The sequence below is a fragment of the Caulobacter sp. FWC2 genome, assembly GCF_002742625.1.
Lineage (GTDB): Bacteria > Pseudomonadota > Alphaproteobacteria > Caulobacterales > Caulobacteraceae > Caulobacter.
Genome location: NZ_PEBF01000001.1, coordinates 1,407,117 through 1,433,705 on the forward strand (window position 1 = coordinate 1,407,117; position 26,589 = coordinate 1,433,705).

At 67.6% G+C, this 26,589-nt stretch carries 26 protein-coding genes and 2 tRNA genes; 19 read left to right on the top strand and 9 right to left on the bottom strand.

Annotated elements, in window-relative coordinates; all coding sequences use genetic code 11:
- The first annotated feature begins 3 nt into the window (after positions 1 to 3).
- The 14 genes from hisD to CSW62_RS06945 all read left to right on the top strand — a co-directional run bounded on the left by hisD (position 4) and on the right by CSW62_RS06945 (position 10,213).
- Positions 4 to 1,290 carry a histidinol dehydrogenase gene (gene hisD / locus CSW62_RS06880; protein ID WP_099576417.1) on the top strand — a complete coding sequence of 429 codons (1,287 nt, stop codon included), beginning with the start codon at positions 4 to 6 and terminating at the stop codon, positions 1,288 to 1,290.
- 20 nt (positions 1,291 to 1,310) lie between these two features.
- Positions 1,311 to 1,805, top strand: a complete 495-nt coding sequence (locus CSW62_RS06885) for a UPF0262 family protein (RefSeq protein ID WP_099576418.1) — start codon at positions 1,311 to 1,313, stop codon at positions 1,803 to 1,805.
- Between the two features lie 114 nt (positions 1,806 to 1,919).
- Positions 1,920 to 2,375, top strand: coding sequence for an arsenate reductase ArsC (locus tag CSW62_RS06890; protein WP_099576419.1), 456 nt, complete (start codon positions 1,920 to 1,922; stop codon positions 2,373 to 2,375).
- A gap of 97 nt (positions 2,376 to 2,472) precedes the next feature.
- Positions 2,473 to 2,691: a translation initiation factor IF-1 gene (gene infA / locus CSW62_RS06895; RefSeq protein ID WP_035044427.1), complete on the top strand. Its 219-nt coding sequence runs from the start codon at positions 2,473 to 2,475 to the stop codon at positions 2,689 to 2,691.
- A 19-nt stretch (positions 2,692 to 2,710) separates the two neighbouring features.
- The gene (locus CSW62_RS06900) at positions 2,711 to 3,292 is read left to right on the top strand and encodes a Maf family nucleotide pyrophosphatase (RefSeq protein WP_099576420.1); all 582 of its coding nucleotides are present in this window, start codon (positions 2,711 to 2,713) and stop codon (positions 3,290 to 3,292) included.
- Positions 3,289 to 4,377 (top strand): ribonuclease E/G, encoded by a 1,089-nt coding sequence (locus CSW62_RS06905; RefSeq protein WP_099576421.1) that lies wholly within the window; start codon positions 3,289 to 3,291, stop codon positions 4,375 to 4,377. The genes CSW62_RS06900 and CSW62_RS06905 overlap by 4 nt, the downstream gene beginning before the upstream one ends.
- Positions 4,374 to 4,559, top strand: coding sequence for a DNA gyrase inhibitor YacG (locus tag CSW62_RS06910; protein WP_099576422.1), 186 nt, complete (start codon positions 4,374 to 4,376; stop codon positions 4,557 to 4,559). Before CSW62_RS06905 ends, CSW62_RS06910 begins: the two co-directional genes overlap by 4 nt.
- A 98-nt stretch (positions 4,560 to 4,657) precedes the next feature.
- Positions 4,658 to 4,733: transfer RNA gene (locus CSW62_RS06915), tRNA-Phe, on the top strand.
- A 568-nt stretch (positions 4,734 to 5,301) separates the two neighbouring features.
- The gene (locus tag CSW62_RS06920; protein WP_099576423.1) at positions 5,302 to 6,207 is read left to right on the top strand and encodes a MotA/TolQ/ExbB proton channel family protein; all 906 of its coding nucleotides are present in this window, start codon (positions 5,302 to 5,304) and stop codon (positions 6,205 to 6,207) included.
- 5 nt (positions 6,208 to 6,212) lie between these two features.
- Positions 6,213 to 6,644, top strand: a complete 432-nt coding sequence (locus CSW62_RS06925; RefSeq protein ID WP_099576424.1) for a biopolymer transporter ExbD — start codon at positions 6,213 to 6,215, stop codon at positions 6,642 to 6,644.
- A gap of 14 nt (positions 6,645 to 6,658) precedes the next feature.
- Positions 6,659 to 7,390 (top strand): energy transducer TonB, encoded by a 732-nt coding sequence (locus CSW62_RS06930; protein WP_099576425.1) that lies wholly within the window; start codon positions 6,659 to 6,661, stop codon positions 7,388 to 7,390.
- Positions 7,391 to 7,593: 203 nt separating this feature from the next.
- Positions 7,594 to 7,670 (top strand) — tRNA-His (locus CSW62_RS06935).
- 114 nt (positions 7,671 to 7,784) lie between these two features.
- Positions 7,785 to 8,495 (top strand): YfiR family protein, encoded by a 711-nt coding sequence (locus CSW62_RS06940; protein ID WP_233206624.1) that lies wholly within the window; start codon positions 7,785 to 7,787, stop codon positions 8,493 to 8,495.
- The gene (locus CSW62_RS06945) at positions 8,492 to 10,213 is read left to right on the top strand and encodes an ATP-binding protein (RefSeq protein ID WP_099576427.1); all 1,722 of its coding nucleotides are present in this window, start codon (positions 8,492 to 8,494) and stop codon (positions 10,211 to 10,213) included. The genes CSW62_RS06940 and CSW62_RS06945 overlap by 4 nt, the downstream gene beginning before the upstream one ends.
- A 1-nt stretch (position 10,214) precedes the next feature.
- Here the strand turns inward: CSW62_RS06945 and CSW62_RS06950 are convergent, their stop codons facing one another.
- The 3 genes from CSW62_RS06950 to CSW62_RS06960 all read right to left on the bottom strand — a co-directional run bounded on the left by CSW62_RS06950 (position 10,215) and on the right by CSW62_RS06960 (position 13,278).
- A complete protein-coding gene (locus CSW62_RS06950) occupies positions 10,215 to 11,648 on the bottom strand; it encodes a UdgX family uracil-DNA binding protein (protein WP_099576428.1) in 1,434 nt (477 codons plus the stop codon).
- Positions 11,648 to 12,877, bottom strand: coding sequence for a putative DNA modification/repair radical SAM protein (locus tag CSW62_RS06955; RefSeq protein WP_099576429.1), 1,230 nt, complete (start codon positions 12,875 to 12,877; stop codon positions 11,648 to 11,650). The genes CSW62_RS06950 and CSW62_RS06955 overlap by 1 nt, the downstream gene beginning before the upstream one ends.
- Before the next feature lie 119 nt (positions 12,878 to 12,996).
- Complete coding sequence (locus tag CSW62_RS06960) at positions 12,997 to 13,278, bottom strand: HU family DNA-binding protein (protein ID WP_066682603.1); 282 nt, start codon at positions 13,276 to 13,278, stop codon at positions 12,997 to 12,999.
- A gap of 360 nt (positions 13,279 to 13,638) precedes the next feature.
- On the opposite strand from CSW62_RS06960, the gene CSW62_RS06965 reads away from it, so the two are divergent.
- Together CSW62_RS06965 and ligD are read left to right on the top strand one after the other, a co-directional pair.
- Positions 13,639 to 13,908 (top strand): hypothetical protein, encoded by a 270-nt coding sequence (locus tag CSW62_RS06965; RefSeq protein ID WP_099576430.1) that lies wholly within the window; start codon positions 13,639 to 13,641, stop codon positions 13,906 to 13,908.
- A gap of 5 nt (positions 13,909 to 13,913) precedes the next feature.
- Positions 13,914 to 16,601 (top strand): DNA ligase D, encoded by a 2,688-nt coding sequence (gene ligD / locus CSW62_RS06970; RefSeq protein WP_099576431.1) that lies wholly within the window; start codon positions 13,914 to 13,916, stop codon positions 16,599 to 16,601.
- A 138-nt stretch (positions 16,602 to 16,739) separates the two neighbouring features.
- Here the strand turns inward: ligD and CSW62_RS06975 are convergent, their stop codons facing one another.
- From CSW62_RS06975 to CSW62_RS06985, 3 genes are all read right to left on the bottom strand, one after another.
- Entirely contained in the window at positions 16,740 to 17,591 is an 852-nt protein-coding gene (locus CSW62_RS06975) for a Ku protein (RefSeq protein ID WP_099576432.1), read from the bottom strand.
- A gap of 53 nt (positions 17,592 to 17,644) precedes the next feature.
- A complete protein-coding gene (locus CSW62_RS06980; RefSeq protein ID WP_099576433.1) occupies positions 17,645 to 18,676 on the bottom strand; it encodes a DNA topoisomerase IB in 1,032 nt (343 codons plus the stop codon).
- 126 nt (positions 18,677 to 18,802) lie between these two features.
- Positions 18,803 to 19,210 carry a helix-turn-helix domain-containing protein gene (locus CSW62_RS06985; protein ID WP_099576434.1) on the bottom strand — a complete coding sequence of 136 codons (408 nt, stop codon included), beginning with the start codon at positions 19,208 to 19,210 and terminating at the stop codon, positions 18,803 to 18,805.
- Between the two features lie 217 nt (positions 19,211 to 19,427).
- Here CSW62_RS06985 and CSW62_RS06990 point away from each other — a divergent pair, with 217 nt between their 5' ends.
- Together CSW62_RS06990 and CSW62_RS06995 are read left to right on the top strand one after the other, a co-directional pair.
- Positions 19,428 to 20,438, top strand: a complete 1,011-nt coding sequence (locus tag CSW62_RS06990; protein WP_099576435.1) for an FAD-binding oxidoreductase — start codon at positions 19,428 to 19,430, stop codon at positions 20,436 to 20,438.
- Positions 20,439 to 20,469: 31 nt separating this feature from the next.
- Positions 20,470 to 21,633, top strand: a complete 1,164-nt coding sequence (locus CSW62_RS06995) for an acyl-CoA dehydrogenase family protein (protein ID WP_099576436.1) — start codon at positions 20,470 to 20,472, stop codon at positions 21,631 to 21,633.
- 70 nt (positions 21,634 to 21,703) lie between these two features.
- Here the strand turns inward: CSW62_RS06995 and CSW62_RS07000 are convergent, their stop codons facing one another.
- A complete protein-coding gene (locus CSW62_RS07000; protein WP_099576437.1) occupies positions 21,704 to 22,420 on the bottom strand; it encodes an energy transducer TonB in 717 nt (238 codons plus the stop codon).
- 193 nt (positions 22,421 to 22,613) lie between these two features.
- On the opposite strand from CSW62_RS07000, the gene CSW62_RS07005 reads away from it, so the two are divergent.
- Complete coding sequence (locus tag CSW62_RS07005) at positions 22,614 to 23,486, top strand: transglycosylase SLT domain-containing protein (RefSeq protein WP_099576438.1); 873 nt, start codon at positions 22,614 to 22,616, stop codon at positions 23,484 to 23,486.
- Here CSW62_RS07005 and CSW62_RS07010 read toward each other — a convergent pair.
- Together CSW62_RS07010 and CSW62_RS07015 are read right to left on the bottom strand one after the other, a co-directional pair.
- Positions 23,473 to 24,663, bottom strand: a complete 1,191-nt coding sequence (locus tag CSW62_RS07010) for a CaiB/BaiF CoA-transferase family protein (RefSeq protein ID WP_099576439.1) — start codon at positions 24,661 to 24,663, stop codon at positions 23,473 to 23,475. The genes CSW62_RS07005 and CSW62_RS07010 overlap by 14 nt on opposite strands.
- Before the next feature lie 81 nt (positions 24,664 to 24,744).
- Positions 24,745 to 26,532, bottom strand: coding sequence for a hybrid sensor histidine kinase/response regulator (locus tag CSW62_RS07015; RefSeq protein WP_099576440.1), 1,788 nt, complete (start codon positions 26,530 to 26,532; stop codon positions 24,745 to 24,747).
- Positions 26,533 to 26,589: the final 57 nt, after the last annotated feature.

Consider the following 26,589-nt stretch of genomic DNA (forward strand, 5'->3'; position numbering starts at 1 on the left):
CCCATGCGCCGTTTCTCCTTTACCGACCCCAGTTTCCCGGCCGCCTTCAAGGCCTTTCTCGATGAGCGCCGCGGCTCGCCGGCCGATGTCGACGCCGCCGTCGCTGAAGTGCTGGAGGCCGTGCGCACCAAGGGGCTCGAGGCGCTGCTCGACTACGCCCGTAAGTTCGACAAGGTCGAGCTGACCGCCGAGACGATCCGCGTCACGGCCGAGGAGATCGAGCAGGGCGCGGCCGACACCCCCGCCGACGTGCGCGAGGCCATCGCCTTCGCCGCCGCCCGCATCCGCGCCTATCACAGCCGCCAGCGCCCCGCCGACCAGGCCTGGACCGACGAGGCCGGCGTGGAACTGGGCTGGCGCTGGACGCCGTTGGAGGCCGTGGGCGTCTATGTCCCCGGCGGCCGCGCGGCCTATCCCTCGACCGTGCTGATGAACGCCGTGCCCGCCCAGGTGGCCGGCGTCGACCGCATCGCCATGGTCACGCCGCCCGGCAAGCTGCAACCGGCCGTGCTCGCCGCCGCCAAGGAAGCGGGCGTCACCGAGATCTGGCGCGTGGGCGGGGCTCAGGCCGTCGCCGCGCTGGCCTATGGCGCGGGTCCCATCCAGCCGGTCGACAAGATCGTCGGCCCCGGCAACGCCTATGTCACCGCCGCCAAGCGCCGGCTGTACGGGGTTGTTGGGATCGACGCCCTCGCAGGCCCGTCCGAGATCGTCGTGGTGGCGGACAACCAGAACAATCCGGACTGGATCGCCGCCGACCTGCTCAGCCAGGCCGAACACGACCCGGCCGCCCAATCTATCCTGATCACCGACGACGAGGTCTTCGCCGCCAGGGTGGAGGAAGCGGTCGCCGTCCGTCTGACGACCCTGGCCACCGGCGAGGACGCCGCCGCCTCGTGGCGCGACCACGGCGCGGTGATCATCGCGCCGCTGGACGAGAGCCCGGCTCTGGTGGACGCCATCGCCCCAGAGCACGTCGAGTTCGCGCTGGACAATCCCGAGCGGCTGTCCGACCGCGTCCGACACGCCGGCGCGATCTTCCTGGGCCGCGTCACGCCAGAAGCCATCGGCGACTACGTGGCCGGCTCCAACCACGTGCTGCCGACCAGCCGCGCGGCGCGCTTCCAGTCGGGCCTGTCGATCTACGACTTCATCAAACGCACCTCGATCGTGAAGTGCGACGCCGCGTCGTTCGGCATACTGGGTCCGCACACCGTGGCTCTCGCCAAGGCCGAGGGTCTGCCGGCCCACGCCTTGTCGGCGTCCATAAGGTTGCCTTCGGGCGACTGACGCGCGAACGTCCGCGACAGATGAGCACCGCCGACTCCGCCCGCCACAAGATCAAGTCGATCGAGATCGACGAGGACAGCCTCGCGGCCGCCTCGCGCGACCAAGAGCAAGAACGCCAGGTCGCGATCTTCGACCTCCTGGACGACAACTATTTCGAGCCCGCCGAGGCGTCGGGCGGGCCATACGACATCAAGCTGTCGCTGATCGAGAACCGCCTGGCCTTCGACATCGTCGGCCAAGGGCCTGAAGGGACGCGCTACGCCAAGCGCCATCTGTTGTCGCTGTCGCCCTTCCGGGGGGTGATCAAGGACTATTTCATGATCTGCGACAGCTACTATTCGGCGATCCGCAGCTCGACGCCGCAGCAGATCGAGGCCTTGGACATGGGGCGGCGCGGCTTGCACAACGAGGGTTCGAACCTTCTGCGCGAGCGCCTGGAGGGCAAGGTCAAGACCGACCTCGACACCGCCCGACGCCTGTTCACGCTAATCTGCGCGCTGCACTGGCGAGGTTAGGGGGCGCGTTCCGTGAAAGTGGCCCCGGTTTCGCGATGAGAACGCGCCCCAGCTTTAAGTTGGTAAAGCCTCCTTATCCCGATCGGACGAAGTCCGCTCGGGGGAGGCTTTAGCGTGGGTGGCCTCCCGGACGCGGTGTTGTTCACCTGCAACTACAACCGCGTGCGCTCGCCGATGGCCGAGGGCCTGTTCAAGCGATTCTACGGCACGCGCGCGTTCGTCGATTCCTGCGGACTGAAGCCGGACCCGGCCGGGGAGGGGATCGATCCCTTCGTCGTGGCGGTGATGGATGAGCTGGGCCTGGACGTCTCTGGCCACAAGCCCAAGACCTTCGCCCAGCTGGAAGACGACAGCTTCGACGTCGTCGTCTCGCTGACGCCGGAAGCCCAGCATCGCGCGGTCGAGCTGTCACGCGATCGCGCGGTCGAGATCGAATACTGGCCCACCCACGATCCCACTCTGTCGGATGGCTCGCGCGAAGCCCGGCTGGAGGCCTATCGCCTGGTCCGCGACGCCCTGGCCGAGCAAATTAAACGACGTTTCGGGGCGCCATCGACGTTTGGGGGGTGAATGCGTTATAGAGGCGCCTCGCCGCGAAGGGCCTCGTGCTGACTCACTGGTCAGCGCGCCCTCGTGGCTATTCGATTCGCTCTATTTGAGAGGCCTGATGGCTAAGGAAGAACTGCTCGAGTTTCCCGGTACGGTCAGCGAACTGCTGCCGAACGCCACCTTCCGGGTGACGCTTGAGAACGCACACGAGATCATCGCCCACACCGCCGGCAAGATGCGCAAGAACCGCATCCGCGTGCTGGCCGGCGACAAGGTTCTGGTCGAGATGACCCCCTACGACCTGACCAAGGGCCGTATCACCTACCGCTTCAAGTAGGACGCCCGTGGCTCCTGAGATGGCCGTCCAGCCGTCGCTGGTCCTGGCCAGCGCGAGCCCGCGGCGCCTCGACCTGCTGGCCCAGGTCGGCGTTACGCCCGACCGGGTCGACCCCGCCGACATCGACGAAAGTCCGCTGCGCGACGAGACTCCGCGCCGCCACGCCTTGCGCCTGGCGCAGGAGAAGGCGCGCGCCGTCGCCGCGCGCGCGCCTGGCGACTTCGTCCTGGCCGCCGACACGGTGGTGGCCGTCGGCCGGCGCATCCTGCCCAAGGCCGAAACCGAGGCCGATGTCCTCTATTGCCTCAAGCTGCTGTCCGGTCGGAACCATAAGGTGCTGACCGGCGTGGCCCTGATCGCACCCGACGGCCGCATGGGCTCGCGCCTTGTCGAGACCAGGGTCGGATTCAAGCGCCTGTCCGACGCCGAGCGCGACGCCTACGTCGCCAGCGGTGAATGGAAGGGCAAGGCGGGCGGCTACGGCGTCCAGGGCCTGGCGGGCGGCTTTATCACCGAGCTGCAGGGGTCTTACCCCAGCGTCGTCGGCCTGCCGCTGTACGAGACCCTCAACCTGCTCAGCGGCCTGGGCTATCGCGCATGACCGGCAAGCCCCACGCCAAGCCCGCCGGCGCCAAACCCCCCAGTGAGCGGCGCGCCTATCTCTACAAGGGCGTCGGCGAGACCGTGGGGGTCGTGACCCTCGACGGCCGCCCCGAGCGCCTGTTCGTCGCTTGGCCCTCCGACGACCCGCTGGACGCCGAGGGCGTGCGGGGCGTGGCGCGCATCAAGACGATCGAGAAGACCTTCAACGCGGCCTTCGTGGCCCTGCCGGGCGGCCAGGACGTGATTCTGCCGCTGCGGCCCGACATGCCCAAGCTGGTCGAGGGCGGGCTCGTCGAGATCGAGATCAAGACCGCCTCGCGCGCCGACAAGGCCGCCGTCGCCCGCTTTGTCGCCGAAGGGCAGGGCGAGCCGCGCGTGCTGGAGGCCGCGCCGACCGTCGAGGAGCGCCTGCGCCAGGCCGTGAAGGCCGGATCGCCCACGACGGGTGACAAGGCCCTCCTGGCCGTCGAGGAGGCCGAGGCCGACGCCCTGACCACCGTCTTCGCCCTGCCGGGCGGCGGCGACATCGCCGTGGAGCCCACGCGAGCCCTGACGGCGGTCGACGTCGACCTGGGCGGTCGCGAATCCGGCGATTCGAAGCGCGCCGCCCGTCAGGCCAACATGGCCGCCCTCAGCGTCGGGGCGCGTGTGCTGAGGCTGAAGGGGCTGGGCGGCATCGTCGTCTTTGACCTGGTCGGGCGCGGCCATGATGGCCAGGCTCTGACCACCGCCGCTCGCAACGCCTTCGCGTCGGACAATCCGGGCGTGGGAATCGGGGCGATCAGCAAGTTCGGCACGCTGGAGATGATCGTCCCGCGCCGCGCGCCGCCGATTCTCGACCGCCTGCTGACCCGGAATGGGGCTGCGAATCCCCGCTACGTCGCCCGTCGCCTTGCGCGGGCCCTCGAGCGCGAGGGCAGGGCCGATCCTGGCGGCCGCCTGACCGCTCGCTGCGCGGCCGCCGTGGCCGAAGCGTTCGCGGCCGAGCTGGACGCCGGCGTCGCCGAGCGTCTGGGGCGTCGCTTCGTCATCGAATCCCGATCGGACTGGCCGGTCGACCGCCTTGAGGTGTCCGCAACATGAACACGGGGTGCCCCATCTGCGGCAAGCCGGTCGAAACCGCCTTCCGCCCGTTCTGCTCCAAGCGCTGCTCGGACGTCGACCTGCAGCGCTGGCTGAGCGACCGTTACGTCGTCGCCGGCGGCGAGTACGACGACGAAAACCCGCCTGGAAACCTTCCGTCAGAAGACATCCACAACGAATGAAAAAGGGCTATGGACTTCCCGTTCGGCCTCACTTATAGACCCGGCTCCTCGCTGCACAGCGAGGTCGCCGAAGCGGTTTCGACCGCCGAACGCAAGATGCCTGAGTAGCTCAGTTGGTAGAGCAGCGGATTGAAAATCCGCGTGTCACTGGTTCGAATCCGGTCTCAGGCACCACTTCCCCCTCGGAAGCCAGAGCATATCCGGGCCGCCTGAAACATGGCCGGCCGCGTTGTCGTTTTCCCGTCATGATGGCGGTTGCGCCGCCGCTCCGCCGCTCCATCTGCCGCGAGGGCAGGCGCCTTCCTTCATCGACCGGCGTTTTATTGTTATGCTGCAGTGCAGCATGGTTTTTCTCGTTGCCAGGGAAAAACCGCCCCTTTTTCCGGAAAACCCTTTTGTGCGCTGCGGTGAGCCTGGGGGGCAGGGGGTGTCGGCGATGAATTTGTGCCCAAATGATCCCCTTGACGGTGCGAAAAGGGGTTGCCAAAGGACCACAGCCGCAATTCTAACATTGCGGTAAGACCGGAGCCCCAAAAGGGCGTCGGTTGCCCGCGCTTCGAAACGATCCTTCTGGAGGGCTTGGTCCTCGTGAGGGGCGTAACGGGTCGAGCGCAGCGAAGCGGGTCCGCCAGGTTGGAAGAGAAATCGACCTCCAGGTGGGCTATTCAGAGTTAGGGTGGAGACGCTCTCGCGCGACGACCCTCGGTCCAAACGTGCTAGACCAATCAGGAACTGGCGACAGATGCTCGACATTAAACGGAAGACCCCCCTCATCGCTCTCGTCGGCGCCATGGCGCTGATGGCGAGCGCCCCGGCTTTTGCCCAGGACGCTGCCGCTCCGGCCGCCGCCTCCTCCACGCAAGCCGCTCCCGCCGACGCCGCCGCCGCTCCGGCCGCGACCCCGGCTCCTGAAGCTCCGCCGGCTGACGCCGCCGAAGCCGAAGGCGAAAAGAAGGGCGGCCACTCGCTGACGCCCGTCGGCATGTTCCTCGCCGCTGGCGCCGTCGTTAAGGTCGTCATGATCGGCCTGCTGCTGGCCTCGGTCTTCTCGTGGGTGCTGCTGCTCACCAAGATTTTCGAGTTCGCTGGCCTGAACAAGCAATCGGACAAGTTCCTGGAAGCCTTCCGCGGCGCTCGCTCGATCGCCGACATCGCGCGCATCAGCTCGTCGGAAGAATTCGAAGGCAACCCGATGGCCGACATGGCCGCCGCCGCCTCGCAGGAAGTTGAGCTGTCGCGTCAAGCTGGCCTGGCCGTCGGTGGCGAACACCGCGACTCGACCATCGCTCGCGCCACCTACGCCATCAACGCGGTGCAAGCCTCGCTGGTTAAGCGTCTGTCGGGCGGCATGGTGTTCCTGGCCTCGGTCGGTTCGGCCGGTCCGTTCATCGGTCTGTTCGGTACGGTGTACGGCATCATGACGTCGTTCATCGGCATCGCGAACACCAACACGACCAACCTCGCCGTCGTCGCGCCGGGTATCGCTGAAGCCCTGCTCGCCACCGGTATCGGTCTGTTCGCCGCTATCCCGGCCGTTATCTTCTACAACTACTTCCAGACCCGCATCTCGGGTTACGGCACCCGCTCGGAAGGTTTCGTTGCTGAACTGATGAACGCCATCTCGCGTCAGCTCGACAAGGGGGCGTAACACCCATGGCCGCCAAACTCTCAGGCGGTGGGGGCGACAGGTTCAACGTCGAACAGAACAGCGAGATCAACGTTACGCCCTTCGTGGACGTCATGCTGGTTCTCCTGATCATCTTCATGGTGGCGGCTCCGCTGGCCTCCGTGTCGATCGAAGTGAACCTGCCCGCGGCGGTGGCGAAAGCAACTCCCAACCCGCCGAAGCCGGTCTATATCTCGATCAAGTCGACGGGGCAGCTCTACATCGGTGACAACCAGACCTCCATCGACGAGATGGGTCAGGATATCGTCAAAGGTATGGGCCGACGTGACCCGTCTAAGGAGCGCATCTTCATCCGGGCCGACGAAAAGGTTCGCTACGGGGCTTTCATGGAGGTTATGAACACCCTCCAGGATAACGGCTTCTACAGCGTCGCTCTCGTTGGCCGGGATGATAGCTAAGGTAGGGGTGCTGCATGGCTGAACAACAAACGCCCGAGCATCGCCACTACGATCCGCTCACCTCGGAAGGTCCGCGTCGCAAGAAGGGTATGGGGCCGTTTGGCGTCGCTCTTGTCGTCGTCTGCGGTCTGCACGGACTGCTCTTCGCTTACCTGGCGAAGCAGAAGTTCGAAGCGGTGATGCAGCAGTACTCGGACGAGGCCGTGGATGTGGAGCTGCCTCCGCCGCCGCCGCCGCCGCCTCCGCCGCCGCCGCCGCCGCCGCCGACCAACGAACCGCCGCCGCCTCCGGCAGTGGTGCAACCGCGTCCCCCGGTGGCTCCGCCCCCGGACGTCGCGCCGCCGCCGCCGCTGCCGATCCCGCCCGTTGAAAAGCGGGTCGAGACCACGGCTCCGCCGGTGATCTCCGCGGTTCCTCCGGTGCCGACGGCTCCGCCGGCTCGCGCTTCGGTCGTGACCCGTCCTGACTGGGCCCGCAAGCCCAGCGCGGACGACATGGCCCGCTACTTCCCCGACCGCGCTCAGCGGATGGAAGTTAGCGGCAAGGCCACGATCTCGTGCACCGTCACGGCGAAAGGCACTCTCGAGAGCTGCTCGATCGTTTCGGAAACGCCTGCGGACATGGGCTTCGGCGATGCGGCTATCCGCTTGTCGCGCCTGTTCCGAATGAAGCCGAAAACCCTCGACGGCGCGCCCGTCGATGGTGGACAGGTGACCGTCCCGCTGGTGTTCCAAGTCCCGCAATAGGGCCTGGATCCAAGCGACACCAAAAGAAGCGCCCCGGAGTTTCGGCTCCGGGGCGTTTTCTTTGAAAAACGCCAAAAACGAGGGTGAGCGGGTTTTCCTTGGAAAAACGCGTCGCCAATGAACGTGCGCTTTCTTGTGAAAAGAGCGTGTTTCGGCGCTTGATCCGGGGAGCCTGTCCGACTAAAGACACTCCCTCGCGATGCGCCGCCTTAGCTCAGTTGGTTAGAGCGCTGGTTTGTGGAACCAGAGGTCCTCAGTTCAAGCCTGAGAGGCGGTACCATCGCAGACATGAAAGCCCGGGCTTCGCCCCGGGCTTTTTGCTTATCTACCCCCTGCGCTGAAAGGCCTCACGGGCCTGCCTCCAAAATGTCATGGGGATGGGATCGAAACGGTCGTGCTTCGCGTTCAAACCGCCGAGGGGGACTGGCGTATGGTCTTGGGCTTCCCGCCGTGCGCCCCGGGGCTGACCCCTGGATGGCGCTATTTGCCGTTGCGCCTGATCGCGACGGTAGGCGTACTGTGCGCCATGGCTGGCGTGGCCGGGGCGGCCGAGCCTCTCCCGGCTCCCCAGGTCGAGAGGGCTCGTTCGACGCCGAAGGCGGAAGGCCGCCAGGCGCCGCCGATAACCGAAGGCCGTAACGCCAACTATGCCCTGAAGGCCGGCTATCTCTACAAGTTCACGCCCTTCGTCGACTGGCCCGCGACCGCGTTCGAGGCTCCCTCCAGCCCCTTCCGCCTATGCATCGCCGGTCATGATCCGTTTGGCGGCGTGGTCGATCACGCCGCGCGCGGCGCGCGGGTCGGCGAGCATCCGGTCATCGTGGTCCGCCTGCCGGCTGTCGCCAGGAGCCCGGACTGTCACATGTTGTTCCTCGCCGCCTCCCGGGGGCAGACCCCGCAGCAGGTGATGGCCATGGTCGCCGGCCAGCCGGTATTGACGGTGGCCGACGAGGGGTTGGAGGCGCCCGGCGCCGTGATCCAGTTCGTCATGATCGACAGCCGTCTCCGCTTCGAAATCCGGGCGGACGCCGCCCAGGCCGCCGGGCTGACCGTAAGTTCCAAGCTGCTGGCCCTGGCCGCGCAGCCCAAGGAGAGCGGCAGATGAAGACCGCGAGCGGCCGTGTGACTTGGCGCCCGGTCCTGACCGTTTCGATGGCGGTCGGGCTGGCGATCGCCATCGTCGCGGCCGCCTTCGCCCTGGCCGTCTACAACGAGCGCCTGGGCCAGCAGGAGCGTTTCCGGCAGGCGGAGGTGCAACTGCGAATCCTGGCGGGCAGCATGGCCGCGCCGCTGGCCTTCGACGACCGCTCAGCGGCGCGCGAATATGTCGGCGCCCAGAGTTCCAATCCCGATGTCGAGGCGGTGGCCGCCTACGACATGCAGGGCCAGCTGGCGGCCAGTTACGTACGGACCGGGGCCCCGCCGCCGCCGACCCGCAACGTCCTGGGACAGCCCCGCAACGATGGCGCGCGCCTGGTCCTCACCTCGCGGGTCAAGGAGGGCGAGACGGTGCTGGGCTCGGTCTATCTCCGCACAGTGCTGGAATCGCCTGGCCGCCGGGCCATGCGCTATGCCGGTTTCGCGCTGCTGATCGTCATGGCGGCGCTGCTCGTCGCCGTGTTGGGCGCGGCCAGCGCGCGTGAGGCCGAGGCCTATCGCCGCCTGAGCCGCGAGACCCGCGAGCGCCAGAAGGCCGAGGAGGCCCTGCGCCAGTCGCAGAAGATGGAGGCCATGGGCCAGCTGACCGGCGGCGTGGCGCACGACTTCAACAACCTGCTGATGGTCGCCTCCAGCGGCATGGACCTGCTGGAGCGGACCACCGATCCCACCCGCCGCGAGCGCCTGCGCCAGGGCATCCGCCAGGCCATCGATCGCGGCGCCAGCCTGACCCAGCAACTCCTGGCCTTCTCGCGCCGCGCGCCGTTGAAGCCCGAGGTGGTCGACATCGGAAAATGCCTGAACGGCATGCACACCTTGCTGGATCGCTCCCTGCGCGAGGACATCAAGGTCGAGATCCGGCTGGCCCACGACCTGTGGCGGGTGGAGGTTGACGCCTCGCAGCTGGAGGTGGCGGTGCTGAACATCGCCATCAACGCCCGCGACGCCATGCCGGACGGCGGCGCGATCACCATCGAGGGCCGCAATGAGCCGTCCGGCCAGCCCGACGGGGTGGGCGACATGGTACGGCTATCGATCCGCGATACTGGCGTCGGCGTGGCGCCCGAGGTGCTGAGCCGCCTGTTCGAGCCGTTTTTCACCACCAAGCCTGTCGGCAAGGGCACGGGGCTGGGCCTGTCTCAGGTCTACGGCTTCGCGCGCTCGTCCGGCGGCGAGGCGGGGATCGAGAGCGTCCTGGGCGAGGGGACGACGATCTGGATGCGGATACCGCGCTCGACCAAGGCCATGGCGCAAGACGCGGCGCCCGTCGCCTTGCGTAAGGTCGGTCCGGAGGCGCGGCGCATCCTGATGGTCGAGGACGATGACAGCGTCGCCCAACTGGTCGAGGAGATGTTGCGCGAGCTAGGCTACGACGTGGTCCGGGCCAGCGACGCCCTGTCGGCCCTGGAGATCCTGCGCCAGGATATCGCCTTCGATCTGGTGTTCAGCGACATGGTCATGCCGGGCGACATGGGCGGGCTGGACCTGGCGCGCGACATTTCGCGGCTTTGGCCCGACCTGCCGGTCGTCCTGACCACCGGCTACAGCGCCGCAGCGGCCGCCGCGACCAACGAGGGCCGGCGGGTGCTGATTAAGCCCTACCGGATCGAGCTGCTGAGCACGGAGCTCGACGCGGTGTTCTCCAGCGTGAAGCGAGCGAGCTAAGTCAAATTAGTCCGGCCAGTCGCCCCGCCAGCCGCAGATCGTCCACGAAGTCCGCATAGGCCCGCGTCATGGCGTCTTCGTCCGGCACGCGCAGCAGGAACGACGGGTGATAGGTGACGACGCCCTTGGCCTGGTCCGGCAACGGCAACGCCTTGCCCCGATTGGCCGCGATCGGCGTCGGCTTTCCGACCACGCCCAGCGCCGCCGTGGCGCCCAGCATGACGACGACCCGCGGCTTCACCAGCCGCCGCTCGGCGTCCAGCCACCATCGACAGGCTGTGACCTCGCCGCGATCGGGAGTCTTATGAATGCGCCGCTTGCCGCGAAGCTCGTGCTTGAAGTGCTTCACGGCGTTGGTGACATAGGTCCGGTCACGCGCCACGCCGGCTTCCGCCAGGGCCTGGTCGAACACCTGGCCCGCCGGTCCGACGAACGGGCGGCCGGCCAGATCCTCCTGGTCGCCCGGCTGTTCGCCGACGAACATCAACAGCGCATGCGCCGCGCCTTCGCCCGGTACGCCTTGCGTGGCGTCGCGCCAGAGATCGCAGCGGCGGCACACCTCGATCCCGGCGGCGATGTCGTCCAAGGCGGTGGGCATAGACTCGTCGTACGACGCGTCCCGAGCGTGGCGCAGGGCGGCCTTCAGCTTCCGCTCTGGCGGTTTGGATGTCGGGGCGGCGACCATGGTGGCGGCGCGTTCCTGGGCTGTTTCGATCAGTTCCGGAATGAGCGCCGCTTCGGGCAAGTTCCGCCAGTAGCGCTTGGGCATCTCCTGACGCATCTGCCTGGGGTTCAGGCGGGCCGGATTGAAGATCGAGGCGTAGTAGGTGCGCCAGAGTTCCTCCTGAGCGTCCTCGGACGGCGCGTCGGCTGGATCGGCGCCTTCGGACACCATCAGCCGCTCGCGATCCCAGGCCACGCAGGCGTCGGGCGTCAGGATGGTCCAGTCCATGTTGGTGAAGCGGCGGACGAAGAACGGGGCGGTGGCTTCGGTCACCCGATGGGCGGGCTCGAACCAGGCGGCATAGGTCTCGGTGGCCGCGCCCTCGATCAGGCGAAAGCGGACGAAGGCCTTCATCTTGTGCGCCGCGCGGCTGACGGCCTTGGCCATGTCGCGCGCGCGGGCCATGTCGGGATCGGCCGGGTTGTCGATCAGCCTAGGCTCTCGCTCCAGCCGCCAGAGGATGCGGTAGAGCAGGGCGAAACGGTCGGCGCTGCGGTTCTGGATCACCTGTTCGGCCAGTTCGACGAAGGTGGCGGGAACGGTGAAGTTGGCTGGCTTGTCGGCCGGTGCTGGCGCGGCGTCGAGGCCAAACAGCTCCCGCTCCACGGTCCAAACCACCGCCTGCGGCTCGACACCCTCGGCCCTCAGTGTCCGTGCGGCCGTGCGCCAGCCGGCGAAGTCGATCTCGGACGCCAGCCGCACGACCCGCATCAGAACAGGCTCAACTGCTGGGGCTTCACCAGGGCGGCCTTCAGGTTCTCACCATCGGTCAAGGCCCCGGGTGTCCAGTCGGCAGTGACCACGAAGGCCCTGGCGCGCTTCAGGACAGCGCCGATCCGCTTGAGGTCATCCAGGGTCAGGCGCGTCACCCTGCGGGCCGTCAGGATGCGTCCCACGGCCTTGGCTCCCAGGCCAGGGACGCGCAGCAGCGTCTCCCTGTCGGCGGTTTGGACGTGGACCGGGAAAGAGGCCCGGTTGCGCAGCGCCCAACTGGTCTTGGGATCGACGGTGAGGTCCAGGTCCTCGCCCTCGGCGACGATCTCTGGCCGCTCGAAGCCGTAGAACCGCATCAGCCAGTCGGCCTGGTACAGGCGATGCTCGCGCAGCAGCGGCGGCCGGGCCAGGGGCAGGCGGTGGCTGGCGTCGGGGATCGGACTGAAGGCGGAGTAGTAGACCCGGCTCAGGCGGTAGGCGCCGTAAAGGTTGGCGCTGCGGGCCAGGATGTCCCCGTCCTTGGCCGCGTCGGCTCCGACGATCAGCTGGGTCGACTGGCTACGCGCGAAAGTGCGTCGGCCGGCCTTCTTCGCGGGTTCGGCGTGGTCGTCGATTGCCAGGCGCATGCGGCCCATGGCGCGCTTGATGCCGGTGGGGCTCTTTTCGGGCGCGAGCTTGGCCAAATCGTCGTCGCGCGGCAGCTCGATATTGATCGACACCCGGTCGGCATAGAGCCCGGCCTCGGCCGCCAGCTCCGGCGAGGCTTCGGGGATCAGCTTCAGGTGGATATAGCCGCGGAAGTCGTGATCCAGCCGCAGCGACTTGGCCACCCGGACCATCTCCTCCATCGTGTAGTCGCCCGTGCGGATGACCCCCGACGACAGGAAAAGCCCCTCGATATAATTGCGCTTGTAGAAGTTCAGGGTGAGGTCGACGACCTCCTTCACCGTGAACCGCGCCCGGGGCGTGTTCGACGACACGCGGTTGATGCAGTAGGCGCAGTCGTAGATGCAGAAGTTGGTCAGCAGGATCTTCAGCAGGCTGATGCAGCGACCGTCGGGGGCGTAGGCGTGGCAGATGCCCATGCCCTCGGTCGAGCCGATCCCTTGGCCGCCTACGGAGTTCCGTTTCGCGGCCCCGGACGAGGCGCAGGACGCGTCGTACTTGGCGGCGTCGGAGAGGATAGCGAGCTTACGTCTGAGATCGAGAACGGCCATGCGAAGCACGTTATCGTTCTTATTTTGTTCTAGATAGTCTTCACGCGCGACAAGGGCATGAGGCTCAACGTCGCGCGTGAATAGAAGCGTCGGGGAGCAGACTTTGCGGCCCGCTCCCCGCTGAAAGCTTAGCCGTTGACGGCGTCCTTCAGTTGCTTGGCCGGCGTGAAGGCGACCTTCTTGCTGGCGGCGATTTCGATGGTCGCGCCCGTGGCCGGGTTGCGGCCGGTGCGGGCCGGCTTGGCCTGGACCTTGAACTTGCCGAAGCCCGGGATCGAGACTTCTTCGCCCTTCACGGCGGCGTCGGAGATCGACTTGAAGACGCCGTCGATGATGGCCTTGGCTTGGGTCTTGGTCAGCTTGTCGTCAGCGGCGACAGCGGCGTCGACCAGATCGGAAACGTTCGTCATCTCTAAGCTCATTCCTGTGAATCAGGGAAATGCGAGCCTGACGAGACCGATCGCGTTTGTCACCCGTTAGGGAAGGTTAAAACGCCGATTCATGGGGGCAAAACGCCCGTGCGACGGGGATTTTTTCGGAATCGTCGCCTCCGGAACGGTCAAGTTTGGGGCAAAAGGCTTAATGGTGGTCTCGGAAGTGGACCATGTGGCGACTCGCGTAGTCGGTGATTCTGCACGGGAATCGGGGCGATCTGCGCCCTGAGGCATGAGCGCTCATCCTTCTCCCCGTTCGGGAAAAGGGGATCTGTTGCGCGTCCGGAACGCCGCCCGTCTCCAACCATTTCTCCTTCAGGCACAGGAGAGACCGCCATGACCGACATCGACAACGGCTACGACGAACAGGACGGCGCGGAGGCCATGGACGATGATGTCATCGGCAAGGACGGCGAGTTCCGCACCTTCGAGGAGCTGCCCGACGTGCTGGACGTCACCCAGGCCGAGGGCGACGAGGATGACGACGACGCCTTGATCGGCGAAGATCTCGACGACGACGAGATCATCGACCTCGAGGAAGAAGCCGACGCTGGCGATGGCGTCGACGAGGATGACGTGCGCCCGCAAGTCTTCGACGGCGAATAACCGCCATGCCCGCGCCCAAGCTGGCCGCCTATCAGGCCAAACGCGACTTCCAGCTCACGGCCGAGCCCTCGGGTGAAGCCGAGGTCGCGGCTTCGGCGCGGGCGCGGTTCGTCATCCAGAAGCACGACGCCACCCGGCTGCACTACGACCTGCGGCTGGAGCACGAGGGCGTCTTTCTCTCATGGGCGGTGACTCGCGGACCGTCGCGCGATCCGCACGACAAGCGCCTAGCCGTCCATGTTGAGGACCACCCGCTGGCCTATGGTGACTTTGAGGGCACGATCCCGGCGGGCCAGTATGGCGGCGGCACGGTGATGCTGTGGGACCGAGGCTGGTGGGCGCCGGAGCCGGGCTTCGACCTGGAGAAGGGGTTGAAGAAGGGCGAGATCAAGCTGGTCTTCGCCGGCGAGCGGATGAAGGGCGGCTGGGTCCTGGTCAGGATCAACAACGACAAGTTCGCCAAGGGGAAGTCGGGGGGCGGCAAGCGCGAGAACTGGCTGCTGATCAAGCACCGCGACGCCTTCGCCATCGAAGGCGACCTCGACTTCCTCGAAGACACGTCCTTCTCAATCGCCTCGGGGCGCAAGATGGAAGACATCGCGGCCGGCAAGGGGAAGGCCCCGACCCCGTTCATGACCAAGGCTGGTCCGACACCGGACGCGGTCTGGAGCAGCACGAATTCGCCTGAAGCCAGCGCCGAGAAGGCGGCTGAAGAGACTGGCGCGCTGAAGGCCAAGCCTGCCAAGGCCAAGTCGAGCGCGAAGCCGACGAAGTTAGCGGCGCCCAAGGCGGCCATACCGGACTTTGTCCCGCCGCAGCTGTGCAAGCTGGTTGATCGGCCGCCCAGTGGCGATGGCTGGGTGCACGAGATCAAGTTCGACGGCTACCGGATGCAGCTGCGCGTCGAGGGCGGCAAGGCGACCCTGCGCACCCGGACGGGCCTCGACTGGAGCCAGCGCTTCCCGCGACTGATCAAGGACGCCAAGGCCCTGCCCGACGCTCTGATCGACGGTGAGGTCGTCGCCCTGGATGAGGCCGGTTCGCCCAGCTTCGCGGGTCTGCAGGCGGCGTTGTCGGAGGAGAAGACCGACGACCTGATCTTCTTCGCCTTCGACCTGCTGCACGCCGACGGCCAGGACCTGACGGGCCTGCCGCTGTCGGACCGCAAGACCCGGCTGAAGACGCTGCTTCCAGTGGATGGCGAGCGCATCCGCTATGTCGAGCACTTCACCAACGGCGGACAGGCTGTGCTGCAATCGGCCTGCCGCATGTCGTTGGAAGGCGTGGTTTCCAAGGCGCTCGACGGGCCGTACCGCTCGGGCAAGGGCGCGACCTGGACCAAGGCCAAGTGCCGCGCTGGCCACGAGGTGGTGATCGGCGGCTGGACCACGACGGGCGACGCCTTTCGCTCGTTGATCGTCGGCATCTACAACGACGAGGGTCAGCTGGCCCATGTCGGCCGGGTCGGCACAGGCTATGGCCGCGACAAGGTCGCCAAGCTGATGCCGGCCTTGAAAAAGCTGGCGCGCAAGACCTCGCCGTTCGGCGGCAAGGGCGCCCCGCGCGGCGGCGCTGGCATCCACTGGGTGGCACCAGAGCTTGTCGCCGAGATAGAGTTCGCCGGCTTCACGGGAGACGGCTCGGTGCGCCAGGCGTCGTTCAAGGGACTACGCGAGGACAAGCCCGCCAAGGCCGTCGCGGCCGAGGCGCCGGCGCCGGTAGAGAGCGTGGAACTGGCCCAGCCGCAGAACGCCTCCAAGACGGCGGCCGCGCCGAAGCGCGTCGGCGGCAAGGCCTCGGTGTCGGGCGTGGCGATCTCCAATCCCGACAAGCCGCTGTGGCCCGACGCCGGCGACGGGACGCCGGGGACCAAGCTGGATCTGGCCGAGTATTTCGAGGCCGTCGGACCCCGGATGCTTGAGCACGTCAAGGGCCGGCCCTGCTCGGTGATCCGCATGCCGGACGGCATCGGCCACGAGACCTTCTTCCAGCGCCATTCGGGCAAGGGCGTGTCGGCCCTGATCGACGAGGTCACGGTCAGTGGCGACCGCAAGCCGTATCTGGTGTTCAACACCGTCGAGAGCCTGGTCGCCGCCGCCCAGTGGGGCGCGACCGAGCTGCATCCCTGGAACTGTCGGGAGGGCGCGCCGGAGGTCCCAGGACGTCTGGTCTTCGACCTCGACCCGGCCCCGGACGTCCCGTTCGACGTCGTGGTCGAAGGGGCGCGCGAGATCCGCGACCGGCTGGAGGCGCTGGGCCTCGTGCCGTTCTGCAAGACCACCGGCGGCAAGGGCCTGCACGTGGTCACGCCGCTGAAGGGGACAAAGGTGGACTGGCCCACCGCCAAAGCCTTCGCCCGCGAGGTCTGCGCTCGCATGGTCGCCGACAGCCCAGACCAGTACCTGATCTCGATGGCCAAGAAGGACCGGGGCGGGAAGATCTTCCTAGACTACCTGCGCAATGACCGGATGAGCACGGCGGTGGCGCCGCTGTCGCCGCGCGGTCGGCCGGGCGCGCCGGTGTCGTGGCCGGTGGCGTGGACTCAGGTGAGGAAGGGGCTAGATCCAGCGCGGTTCAATATCCGGACAGTTCCGGGGATGGTGAAGGACTTGGACGCCTGGGACGCCTATGGCGAGAGCGAGCGGGACCTGGCGGCGGCGATCAAGAAGCTAGGTTCAGCCAAAGCCAAATGAAACTCGACCACGTCATCCCGCACTTTATGCGCGGGACCCATGGTTCAGCTTTTACATCAGTATTCCATTCCGCTCCGCCCTTGCGGCGGACAAATGGGTCCCGCGCATAAAGCGCGGGATGACGTGGAAGAAATGAAGCTAACCCGCCTTCTTCCTCGGCGCGGCCTTTTGCGCCGCCGGCTTCTTGGCCGACGCCCCAGCCTCCGCCGGGGCCTTGCCCAGGCTGCTCCGCAGGGCCTCCATCAGGTCCACCACATTGGTGTCCTCCGGCTCCGTCGGCGCGGAGACCTTGCGGCCCTTGCCCTTCTGCTTTTCCTTGATCAGCGCCCGCAGGGCGTCCTCGTAGCGGTCGTTGAACTGCTCGGGATCGAAGGGGCCTTCCTTCTGCTCGATGATCTTTTGGGCGATCTGGATCATCGCCGCGTCGGGCTTCTTGTCGGGGATGGCGTCGAAATAACTCGCCGCTTCTCGAACCTCCCGACGGTTGCGCAAGCTCCAGGCGACCATGCCGTTGTCGCGGGGCTCGATGGCCAGCAGGCGTTCGCGCTGGTGCATAACCACGCGGCCCAGGGCGACCTGGCCCTCCTTCGTCATGGCCTCCCGGATCACGCCATAGGCCTCGGCGGCCAGCTTGCCGTCGGGGACCAGGAAGTAGGGATTGTCCCAGTAGAGCCGGTCGATGTCGGCCGCCGGAACGAAGGTTTCGATGTCGATGGTGCGGGTGCTTTCCAGCCGCACGCTGTCGATCTCGTCCTGGGTGATGACGACGTATTCGCCCTTCTCGTACTCGTAGCCCTTGACGATGTCTGCGCGCTCGATCGGCCCCAGGTCCGGGTCGGTCGGGATCATCCGAATCCGGTTGTGGGTCTTCTTGTGAAGCATGTTGAAGTGCACGTCGCTGCGCGCATCGGTGGCGGTGTACATCGCGACGGGGCAGGTCACGAGCGACAGGCGCAGGTGGCCCTGCCAGGTGGGACGGCCGGCGGCCATGGGCGTTTCTCCGTTCGAGCCGACTCAACGACGCTCGGCGCGGGGGCGTTCCGCTAAGCTTCGGCGCACGAGGCCTGGGCGGCTTCCAGAAAGCGGATGGTGGCCAGTTCGAAGGCGCGTTCCGACCGGCCGGGCTTCAGCGGCAGGACGCCTTGCTGATAGGATTCCAGCACCAGCGGGTGGATGTACGATCCCCGGCAGACCGCGGCGGTGTTGCCCAGCAGGCCGGCCACCGCCTTCACGCAGGTGTTGACGTTGCGCTTGGCCTCGGTGGCGCTGGCCGCCTTGGGGGTCAGGCACAGGGCGCGCGCCGCAGCCAGGGTGCCTGCCCAGGTGCGGAAGTCCTTGGCCGAGAAGTCCTCCCCCATCGCCGCGCGGATATAGGCGTTGACGTCGGCGCTCTCGACCGAGCGCCGCTGGCCGTCGTCGTCGAGATATTGAAAGAGCCGCTGACCCGGAACGTCCTGGCAGGCCTTGACGATGCGGGCCAGGCGCCGATCGCGAAAGCCGGTCGTGTGGACCACGCCGCTCTTGCCCTTGAACTGGAATGTGCCGCCGACGCTGGACAGCTTGGCGTGCCGGTCGCGCAGGGTCGTCAGGCCGAAGGTCTTGTTCTCCTGTGCGTAGGCTTCATTGCCGATCCTGATCAGGGTCAGCTCCATCAGCCGCACCACCGCGGCGATCACCTTGTTGCGGGGCAGGCCCCGCAGGACGAGGTCCTTCTCGACCTTGGCGCGCAGCTTGGGCAGGGCGCGGCCGAAAGCGATCATGCGGCCGAACTTCAGTCCGTCACGGTCGCGCCGCCAGCCGTCGTGATAGCGATACTGCTTGCGGCCCCGCTGGTCGCGGCCGGTGGCCTGGATGTGGCCGCGCGGCGAGGGACAGATCCAGACCTCGGTCCAGGCCGGCGGGATGGCCAGGGCGCGGATGCGATCGAGGGTTCCTGCGTCGTCGACCCGGGCGCCGTCTGGATCGCGATAATCGAAGCCCGCGCCGCTCTTGATCCGCCGCAAGCCGGGATCGTCGTCGTTGACATAGAGAAGGCCGGGTGAGACCGGCTGAAGCTCGACCGTGTCGCGTGGCATGTCCTTGGCCCCTTCACCGCTCCGTCGCCGGATCAACGGCGGGCGAGAGGGGGCGGTTCCAGACGCGAAAAGGCCCGCGATTCACACGTCGCGGGCCTTTCGAAAGCGGTACTGAGCGGCGGCGGTCTAGGGCGCGTCGTCGTCCACCATGGCGCGGACCAGATCGACGACCCGGCGGCGCAGGCGGCGGTCCGACAGGCGAGGGAAGAGGCTGGCCAACTCAAGGCCCTCGGGCGTGGAGACGAACTCGGTCATGCGCTGGGCGAAACCGTCGTCGATGCCGCCGTCGGTGTCCTCGAGGCCCTCGAAGAAGTAGGAGACAGGCGCTTGCAGCAACTTGGCGGCATCATAGAGCTTGCTGGCGCTGATTCGGTTGGCGCCACGCTCGTACTTCTGGATCTGCTGAAAGGTGATGCCCAGAGCGTCTGCGACTTGGGTCTGGGAAAGTCCCATCATCTTGCGGCGAATTCTCAGCCGGGCGCCCACATAGAGATCAACGGGGTGGGCTGGTTCGACTGCGGGTCGATCGTTCATCCGCCTCTATTCCATCTGCGCCGCTCGGCGGCCTTCATGCCAATGTTAACGGGTATAGACACAGCTTGGCTGCATCGTCACGTCCGGACGTGCACGGAACGGGTCTTCGCGCCAAAGTGTCGCGCTCGATTTACTATCGTTAATGATGAATAGATCGAGTAACCAACATGGTCGTTCCGGACTTGACGTTCACGCGTCTGGAAGGTGTTTGCGCGCCATGAAACTTCATTCTGGCGCGCGTGTCGCCGTGGCCGGGGCCGGCGCCTTGGGAACCGCCGTGGCGCTGCGCCTGGCGCGGGCCTGCTTCAAGGTCACAGTCTTCGATCCGGCCGCGCCGGGCGACAATGCTTCGGGCGTGGCCGCCGGCATGCTGGCGCCGGTCAGCGAGGCGCTGTTCGACCCCGCCTCGCGCGGACACCTGGCGATCATGCGCCGGGCGCGCGATCTTTGGGCGACGTTTGCTCTGGAGCTGAACATCCCCCTGGCTCGCGCCGGCGTGCGCTTCGAGGGATCAGAGGCCTGGCGCGGCGAGGTCGGCGCGCGACTCGCAGCGCTCGGTCTGCCCGATACCGACGTGACGACCGAGGACTGGCGCCTCGAGGCGCAACCCGCCCTGGCGGCGATGCGCGTGGCGGCGGAGGCGGCGGGTGCGCGGTTCGAGACGGGAGTCGTCGAGGCCTTCGCGCCGGGCGCCCTGACGCTGGCCGACGGCCGCACCGAGGCGTTCGACGTCCTGGTTCTGGCGACCGGCCCCGGCCTGCGCGACGGCCACCTGGCGCCTGAGACCAAGGTCCTGGCGCCGATCAAGGGCCAGATTTTGAGAGTCTCCGGCGAAGTCGGTAACGTGGTGGTCCGGGGCGAGGGCGTTTATCTGGCGCCGGGCGAGGATCTGGCCATCGGCGCCACCATGGAGGTTGGCCGCGACGACCTCGCGCCCGACGCCTCCGCGACTCGAGGGTTGCGCGCGGCGGCCTGGGGGTTGCGCCCGGACCTGGATCTCGACGCCGCCAAGGTCGAGGTCGGCGTCCGCGTCACCACGCCTGACGGCCTGCCGCTGGTGGGCTGGAGCCGGACCCCCGGCGTCATGCTGGCCGTCGGCGCGCGGCGCAACGGCTGGCTGTTCGCGCCGCTTGTGGCCGACATGGTCGCGGCGTATCTGAATGGTGATAACCTGGATCCGGACGCCATCGCGATGGACGCGCGTCGTTTCGAGAAGTCCGAGGCCTAGAACAACAAAACACGCAGGGGAGGAGCACCGGATGTCCGGATTCTGGTTGACCGAAGAGCAGGAAGCCATCCGCGAGGGCGTCGCCAAGGTGTGCGCCGCGTTCGACGACGAATACTGGCGCCGCACGGACGAGACCGGCGTCTTCCCCGAGGACTTTGTCGCCGCCATTGCTCAAGGGGGATGGCTGGGCGTGGCCATGCCGGAAAGCGTCGGCGGCGCGGGCCTGGGCCTGACCGAGGCCGCCGTGATGATGCAGACCGTGGCCCAGTCGGGCGCGGGCTTTTCGGGCGCCTCGGCCATCCACCTGAACATCTTCGGCCCGATGCCTCTGGTGAAGTTCGGCACCGACGAACAGCGCGAGCGCCTGCTGCCGCGGATCATCTCGGGCGAGGACAAGATGTGCTTCGCGGTGACCGAGCCGAACTCGGGCCTCGATACGTCCAGCCTGGAGACCCGCGCCGAGAAGGTCGACGGCGGCTATCGGCTGAACGGCCGCAAGATCTGGACCACCGGCGCCCAGCGCGCCAACAAGATCCTGATCATCGCCCGCACCACGCCCAAGGATCAGTGCGCCAAGCCGCACCAGGGTCTGTCCCTGTTCTACACCGACGCCGACAAGATCGAGGCCAAGCCGATCCCGAAGATGGGCCGCAAGGCCGTCGAATGTAACATGCTCTTCATCGAGGACCTGTTCGTCCCGGCCGAGGATCTGGTCGGTGAGGAGGGCAAGGGCTTCGCCTATCTGCTGCACGGCCTCAACCCCGAGCGGGTGCTGTTCGCTGTCGAGGCCATCGGCCTTGGGCGCGCGGCTCTGGCCAAGGCCACCACCTACGCCAATGAGCGGATCGTGTTCGGCCGACCGATCGGCAAGAACCAGGGCGTGGCCCATCCGCTGGCCAAGTCGTGGGCCGAGCTGGAGGCGGCCAACCTCTTGGCCTTCAAGGCCGCCGCCCTCTACGACCAGGGCAAGGACTGCGGGGCCGAGGCCAACGCCGCCAAGTACCTGGGCGCCGAGGCCGGCTTCCACGCCTGCGAGAACGCCGTCCTCGCTCATGGCGGCATGGGCTACGCCAAGGAATACGACGTCGAGCGCTACTTCCGCGAGGCGATGATCGCCCGGATCGCGCCCGTCAGCCGCGAGATGATCCTGAACTTCATCGCCGAGCGCGTGCTGGGACTGCCGAAGAGCTACTAGGCAAGCAGAGAAAAGGCCGGGTCGCGGAAGGCTGGCGACCCGGCCGCCGGTTCAGCGCCGGGGGGGGGCTTCAAGCGCCCGCGCTGAACCGGATCGGGATGCGGACGGTGGCGCCGTCCACGGCCTGGCCGTCCTCCATCTGCGGCTTCATCCTGAAGAAGCGGGAAACCTTGATGGCTGCATTGCCAAAGCCCTCGTCGGCCGGGGTTTCCGACAGGACCGAGCAGTCGCGGACCGCGCCGTTGATCGCCACTACGCAGTTCAGGGTGGCCGAACCCGACAGGCCGCGCCGCTGAGCGCTTTCTGGATAGTAGCGGGCCATGTCGTCGGCCGAAGGCAATTTTAGCCAGTTGGGACGGCTGATCATCTTTGCCTGCGGAGCGGGTGGAGCCGAAGGCGCGGGCGGAGTCGGCGCCAGGGTGGTGATCGGGCCGGTGGCCGGCGGTGCTTCGACGGTCGGATCGGCCTGTAGAGGCGGGGGCGTTTCGAACGGTGTCTGCAGCGGGATGTGCAGCCTTGGAGCGCTGGCCTGCGGCGGCGGCTGGTCCGTCGGCGGGGGAGGGGGCGGCGGCTTCGGCGGCGTATAGGGCAGCTCCAGCCTGAAGCCGGGGTCCTCCTGCGCCATCGGCAGCGGCGTGACGTACTTGGTGTAGGCCAGGTAGCCGATCAGGGCGAGGTGCGCGGCGGCCGAGACCGCGATGCCGATGACCAGCACCTTCGAGGGCTTGCGCGGGGTGTCGTCCAGGCCGGGAATGCCGGAGCCGTTGGGATGGAGAGCCAGGTTCATGTCGATCTCCTACGCTGAATTACAGTTGTAGGATCAGGTCAGCACGAACCTGTGGGGCTGTAAATTGACAATCGTAATCCGAAGGGCGATTTATCTTACGCTTGTAAGAATGGGTGCGGCATGTCGTCATCCGGGGACGGCTGGGTAACGTGGTTAATCGCGAATTAACCATAGTCGCCGACTCCTGAGGCCCATGCCCGCCGTCAGTTCCATCCGCAGCGTCGTCGAGTCGGCGATCCAGCGCGCGTCCAGCGCGACGGGGGTCGACTTCACGTTCCTGATGGGCACGGCCAAGCGCGAAAGCGGCTTCAACCCGGCGGCCAGGGCCCGAACCTCTTCGGCGTCGGGCCTCTTCCAGTTCGTCGACCAGACCTGGTTGTCTACGCTGAAGAAGCACGGCTCCAAATATGGCTACGCCCGCTATGCCGATCTGATCTCGCAGGGACCCGACGGCCGCTATCGGGTCGACGGCGACGAGGCCCGCAAGGCCGTGCTGGGCCTCAAGGCCGATCCGCACGCCGCCTCGCTGATGGCCGGTGAACTGACCTCGGACCACGCTTCGTATCTGCGGGGACGGGTGGGGCGCGACCCGACCGCCGGAGAGCTCTACGCCGCCCACTTCCTGGGCCCGGCGGGTTCGGCCCGGCTGATCCAGGCCGCCACCGCTTCGCCTGGCGCCAGCGCCGCCGCCATGTTCCCGGACGCGGCCCAGGCCAACAAGTCGATCTTCTACAAGGACGGCCGCGCCGCCACGGTGGGCGAGGTCTACGCCAACCTGACCAGGACCGGCGGCGCGACCCGCGTCACCGAGCAGCCGGGCACAGTGCGTCTGCCCGAGGGGGACCAAGGCTTCACGCAATATGCCGGTGGTCGCCGTCTGGAGCGGATCCGCCAGCAGGAGGCGATGGTCGACCTGATCCTGCGCGGTTCACAGGACGTCGGCAATCCGTTCGGCGGCTCGGACAATTCGAGTATGGGCGGCGGTCAGCGCCTGGCCAGCTCGATGTTCTCAGCCGAGATGTTGCGTGTGCTGGCCGAGGCCAACGACAAAATCAAGCAGCGCTGATTTTGGTCAGCTCGGTGATCCGATCGTCTGACCACCCTAATTCCCTGAATACAGCCTCGGTGTCCGCGCCCAGCTTCGGCGCGGGTCCGCGCGGGCCGTCTTGCGCGCCTGGGAAGCGAGCCGGCGCGGCGGGCGCCTTGAACGTGCCGCCCGCGCCGTCGGGTGTGTCGACGAAGCAGCCGGCGGCTTCGGCCTGCGCATCCACGGCCAGCTCGCGCGGCGTCTGGTAGGGCGCCCAGGTGATGTCGCCGGCGTCCAGGGCCTCGGCGGCGTCGCCATAGGCCATGGCGCCGAAGGCCTCGTCCAGGATATCGACCAGCGCCTGGCCGTTCTCGCGGCGGGCCTTGGCGTTGGCGAAGCGCGGATCCTCGACCAGCTCGGGTCGTCCGGCGGCGGCGGCGATGCGCGGCCAGTCGACCGAGCCCTGGCGAGGAAGCAGGCAGATCCAGCGGCCGTCGGCGGTCTTGTAGAAATTGGCCAGCGGCTGCAGCGCCTCGCGTCGTCCGCGCGTGGAGGCCAGCTTCCCGAACCGCAGCTGGATCGCCATGTCCGAGCCGATGGCATAGACACCGGTGCGCAGCAGCGAGGTCTCGACTAGCCGGCCGACGCCGGTGTTCGTGCGCTCGTGCACGGCCGCCAGGATCGCCGACACCGTGGCCAGCGAGGTGACGTGGTCGCCCATGCCCGTGCGGATCGGGAACGGCTCTGTCCCCTTCGGCGCGGTGATCGATCCGACCCCGGCGCGCGACCAGAAGGCCGCCACGTCCATGCCGGGCTTGTCGCGGTCCGGACCCGTCAGGCCGTAGCCCGTCAGGCTGCAATAGATCAGGCGCGGATTGATCGCCTTCAGCGTCTCGTAGTCGACGCCGGCGCGCGCCAGGGCGGCGGGGCGGACATTGGTCAGGAAGATGTCGGCGGTGGCCGCCAGGGCCTTTAGGGCGTCGCGGCCCAGGTCGGAGCGGATGTCCAGCACCACGGCCTTCTTGCCGCGGTTATCGAGTTCGAAGATCGGGTTGGCGTCCTGGTCCGAGCCGATGGTGTCGAAGAACCGCCGCATCGGGTCGCCTTCAGGCGACTCGACCTTGATCACCTCGGCGCCCCAGTCGGCCATGATCCCGGCCGCGCCGGGGGCGGCGATATAGGTCGCCAGCTCGACGACCCGCAGTCCCTCCAGCATCGCTCTCTCCCTTTTTCTCGTTGGGAGGAGCATGGGCGAGGGCGGGGGCTGGGGGAAGGCTTACCTTGGGGTAGACGGCCGTCAGGCGGCGGCGCGATCGGCGCGGCGGTCCAGCGCCGAGGCGTCGGCCAGGGCGCGGGCGACGCCGGCCACGGTGACCGGCTTACGCAGCATGATGTCGGCTCCGGCCTCCAGGAAACCGGTGGTCTCCTCGCCATCGCCGTCGATGATGGCGACGATCGGGGCGTGGCGGTTGGGGCCTTCGCCCTCGCGCAGGCTGGCGGTGGCGGCGGGGCCGTCCATGACCGGCATGCGGTGGTCGAACATCAGCAGGTCGAATTCGGCGATCTTGGCCAGATCGGCGGCGCGGCGGCCGTTCTGAGCGTGAACCACCTGGTGGCCCAGCTGCTCGAGGATAGCGCGCAGCATGGCCGCGTTCAGGGCGTCGTCCTCGGCGATCAGGATGCGCAGGGCGCGCGGCGCGCCGGAGGTGTCGGCGACGGCGGCCTCCATCTCCCCGGCGTCGAGCGCGCACTGGGCGTCTGGGTCGAACGGAAGGGTCAAGGTGAAGCAACTGCCGACGCCCACGGCGCTGCGCGCCTCAAGCGCGCCGCCCATCAGACGGGCCAGCTGACGCGACAGCGACAGGCCCAGTCCGGCGCCGTTGACGCCGGCGCCGGTGCGCTCGATGCGGCGGAAGGGCTCGAAGGCTTGCTCCATCTCCTCGGCAGACAGGCCAGGGCCGGTGTCGGCGATCTCGATGGCGATCTGGCCTTCGCGCAGCTCCAGGCGAACCTCGATGCGGCCACGCACGGTATATTTGACCGCGTTGCCCAGCAGGTTGGTGATGATCTGGCGGGTGCGCAGGGCGTCGGCGACGATCGCGCCCTTGTCGCGCAGGCGCAGCAGGGGATCGATGTGGACGGCCAGTTCCAGGCCCTTGATCGCGGCGTTGGGCTTGTCCAGCAGGGCCAGGTCCTGGACCAGGCGCACCGGATCGAAAGGCTGGGCCTCCACGCTGAGGCGGCCGGATTCGGCGGTCTCGGAATCAAGCGTGGCGTTCAGCACGGCGATCAGGTCCTGGGCCGCGTCGAGGGCGGCGTTCAGTTGCTCGCGTGACGGTGCGGCGCGGCCGCCCTTGCCGGCGGCGGCGGCCAGAACGTGGGTGACGCCGGTCAGGCCATTGCGGATCTCGTGGCTCAAGGTGGCGACGATATCGGACTTGGAGCGGGCGGTGCGCTCTGCGGCCTCCAGCACCCGCAGGCGCTCGTCGACCAGGTGCTCGTGCTGGACGGCCAGGTCGTGCTGACGGCGGAACATGCGGTTCAGGATCAGGGCCAGGGTCAGCGCCAGGGCTGTCGCGCCCCAGGTCAGCTCGCCCAGCTGGCGGTCGCCGGAGAAGGACGCGACCAGCGGACCGGCCGCCGCGATCGGCGCAACGATCAGCAGGCCCACCAGATAGGGCGCGGCGAAGAAGGCGCACAGCACCGCGCCGGCCGTGGCCAACAGCAGCAGGGGCTCGCGCGCCGGTCCCGCGCCCAGGGCGAACATGGAGACCTGCACCGAGGCCAGAGCCCAGAGCACGCCGCCCATCACCTGGACTCGGGCCCTACGGTTAAGATCTTGCGACGCTTGGTCGCGCAACCAGTTCACCACCGCGTAGAAGGCGCCCCAGTTGATCGCGAACACCGCGAAGCTGGCGGTCATCCACACGCGGTTGGCGGCGAACGATCCGATCCACACGAAAAGCGGCAGGCTGACCGCGAAAACCCCAAGTGCGTAAGGCAATAGCGCGGCCTGGGCGTCCAGCGCCTTGGCGAGGTGCGCGCCGTCCGTCGAGATATCTTTAGGGCGGCGCTCGGCGAGCAAGATCGCACTCCTCGTAATTGAGGGCGCACCTTAGGGCGGCGTGGTTTGTACCCGGTT

Bases quoted from the DNA above. Each gene is read 5' to 3' on its own strand.
- hisD (WP_099576417.1), top strand. From the start codon at position 4: ATGCGCCGTTTCTCCTTTACCGACCCCAGTTTCCCGGCCGCCTTCAAG.
- CSW62_RS06885 (WP_099576418.1), top strand. From the start codon at position 1,311: ATGAGCACCGCCGACTCCGCCCGCCACAAGATCAAGTCGATCGAGATC.
- infA (WP_035044427.1), top strand. From the start codon at position 2,473: ATGGCTAAGGAAGAACTGCTCGAGTTTCCCGGTACGGTCAGCGAACTG.
- CSW62_RS06900 (WP_099576420.1), top strand. From the start codon at position 2,711: ATGGCCGTCCAGCCGTCGCTGGTCCTGGCCAGCGCGAGCCCGCGGCGC.
- CSW62_RS06905 (WP_099576421.1), top strand. From the start codon at position 3,289: ATGACCGGCAAGCCCCACGCCAAGCCCGCCGGCGCCAAACCCCCCAGT.
- CSW62_RS06910 (WP_099576422.1), top strand. From the start codon at position 4,374: ATGAACACGGGGTGCCCCATCTGCGGCAAGCCGGTCGAAACCGCCTTC.
- CSW62_RS06920 (WP_099576423.1), top strand. From the start codon at position 5,302: ATGCTCGACATTAAACGGAAGACCCCCCTCATCGCTCTCGTCGGCGCC.
- CSW62_RS06925 (WP_099576424.1), top strand. From the start codon at position 6,213: ATGGCCGCCAAACTCTCAGGCGGTGGGGGCGACAGGTTCAACGTCGAA.
- CSW62_RS06930 (WP_099576425.1), top strand. From the start codon at position 6,659: ATGGCTGAACAACAAACGCCCGAGCATCGCCACTACGATCCGCTCACC.
- CSW62_RS06945 (WP_099576427.1), top strand. From the start codon at position 8,492: ATGAAGACCGCGAGCGGCCGTGTGACTTGGCGCCCGGTCCTGACCGTT.
- CSW62_RS06950 (WP_099576428.1), bottom strand. From the start codon at position 11,648: ATGCGGGTCGTGCGGCTGGCGTCCGAGATCGACTTCGCCGGCTGGCGC.
- CSW62_RS06960 (WP_066682603.1), bottom strand. From the start codon at position 13,278: ATGACGAACGTTTCCGATCTGGTCGACGCCGCTGTCGCCGCTGACGAC.
- CSW62_RS06965 (WP_099576430.1), top strand. From the start codon at position 13,639: ATGACCGACATCGACAACGGCTACGACGAACAGGACGGCGCGGAGGCC.
- ligD (WP_099576431.1), top strand. From the start codon at position 13,914: ATGCCCGCGCCCAAGCTGGCCGCCTATCAGGCCAAACGCGACTTCCAG.
- CSW62_RS06975 (WP_099576432.1), bottom strand. From the start codon at position 17,591: ATGGCCGCCGGCCGTCCCACCTGGCAGGGCCACCTGCGCCTGTCGCTC.
- CSW62_RS06980 (WP_099576433.1), bottom strand. From the start codon at position 18,676: ATGCCACGCGACACGGTCGAGCTTCAGCCGGTCTCACCCGGCCTTCTC.
- CSW62_RS06985 (WP_099576434.1), bottom strand. From the start codon at position 19,210: ATGAACGATCGACCCGCAGTCGAACCAGCCCACCCCGTTGATCTCTAT.
- CSW62_RS06990 (WP_099576435.1), top strand. From the start codon at position 19,428: ATGAAACTTCATTCTGGCGCGCGTGTCGCCGTGGCCGGGGCCGGCGCC.
- CSW62_RS06995 (WP_099576436.1), top strand. From the start codon at position 20,470: ATGTCCGGATTCTGGTTGACCGAAGAGCAGGAAGCCATCCGCGAGGGC.
- CSW62_RS07000 (WP_099576437.1), bottom strand. From the start codon at position 22,420: ATGAACCTGGCTCTCCATCCCAACGGCTCCGGCATTCCCGGCCTGGAC.
- CSW62_RS07005 (WP_099576438.1), top strand. From the start codon at position 22,614: ATGCCCGCCGTCAGTTCCATCCGCAGCGTCGTCGAGTCGGCGATCCAG.
- CSW62_RS07010 (WP_099576439.1), bottom strand. From the start codon at position 24,663: ATGCTGGAGGGACTGCGGGTCGTCGAGCTGGCGACCTATATCGCCGCC.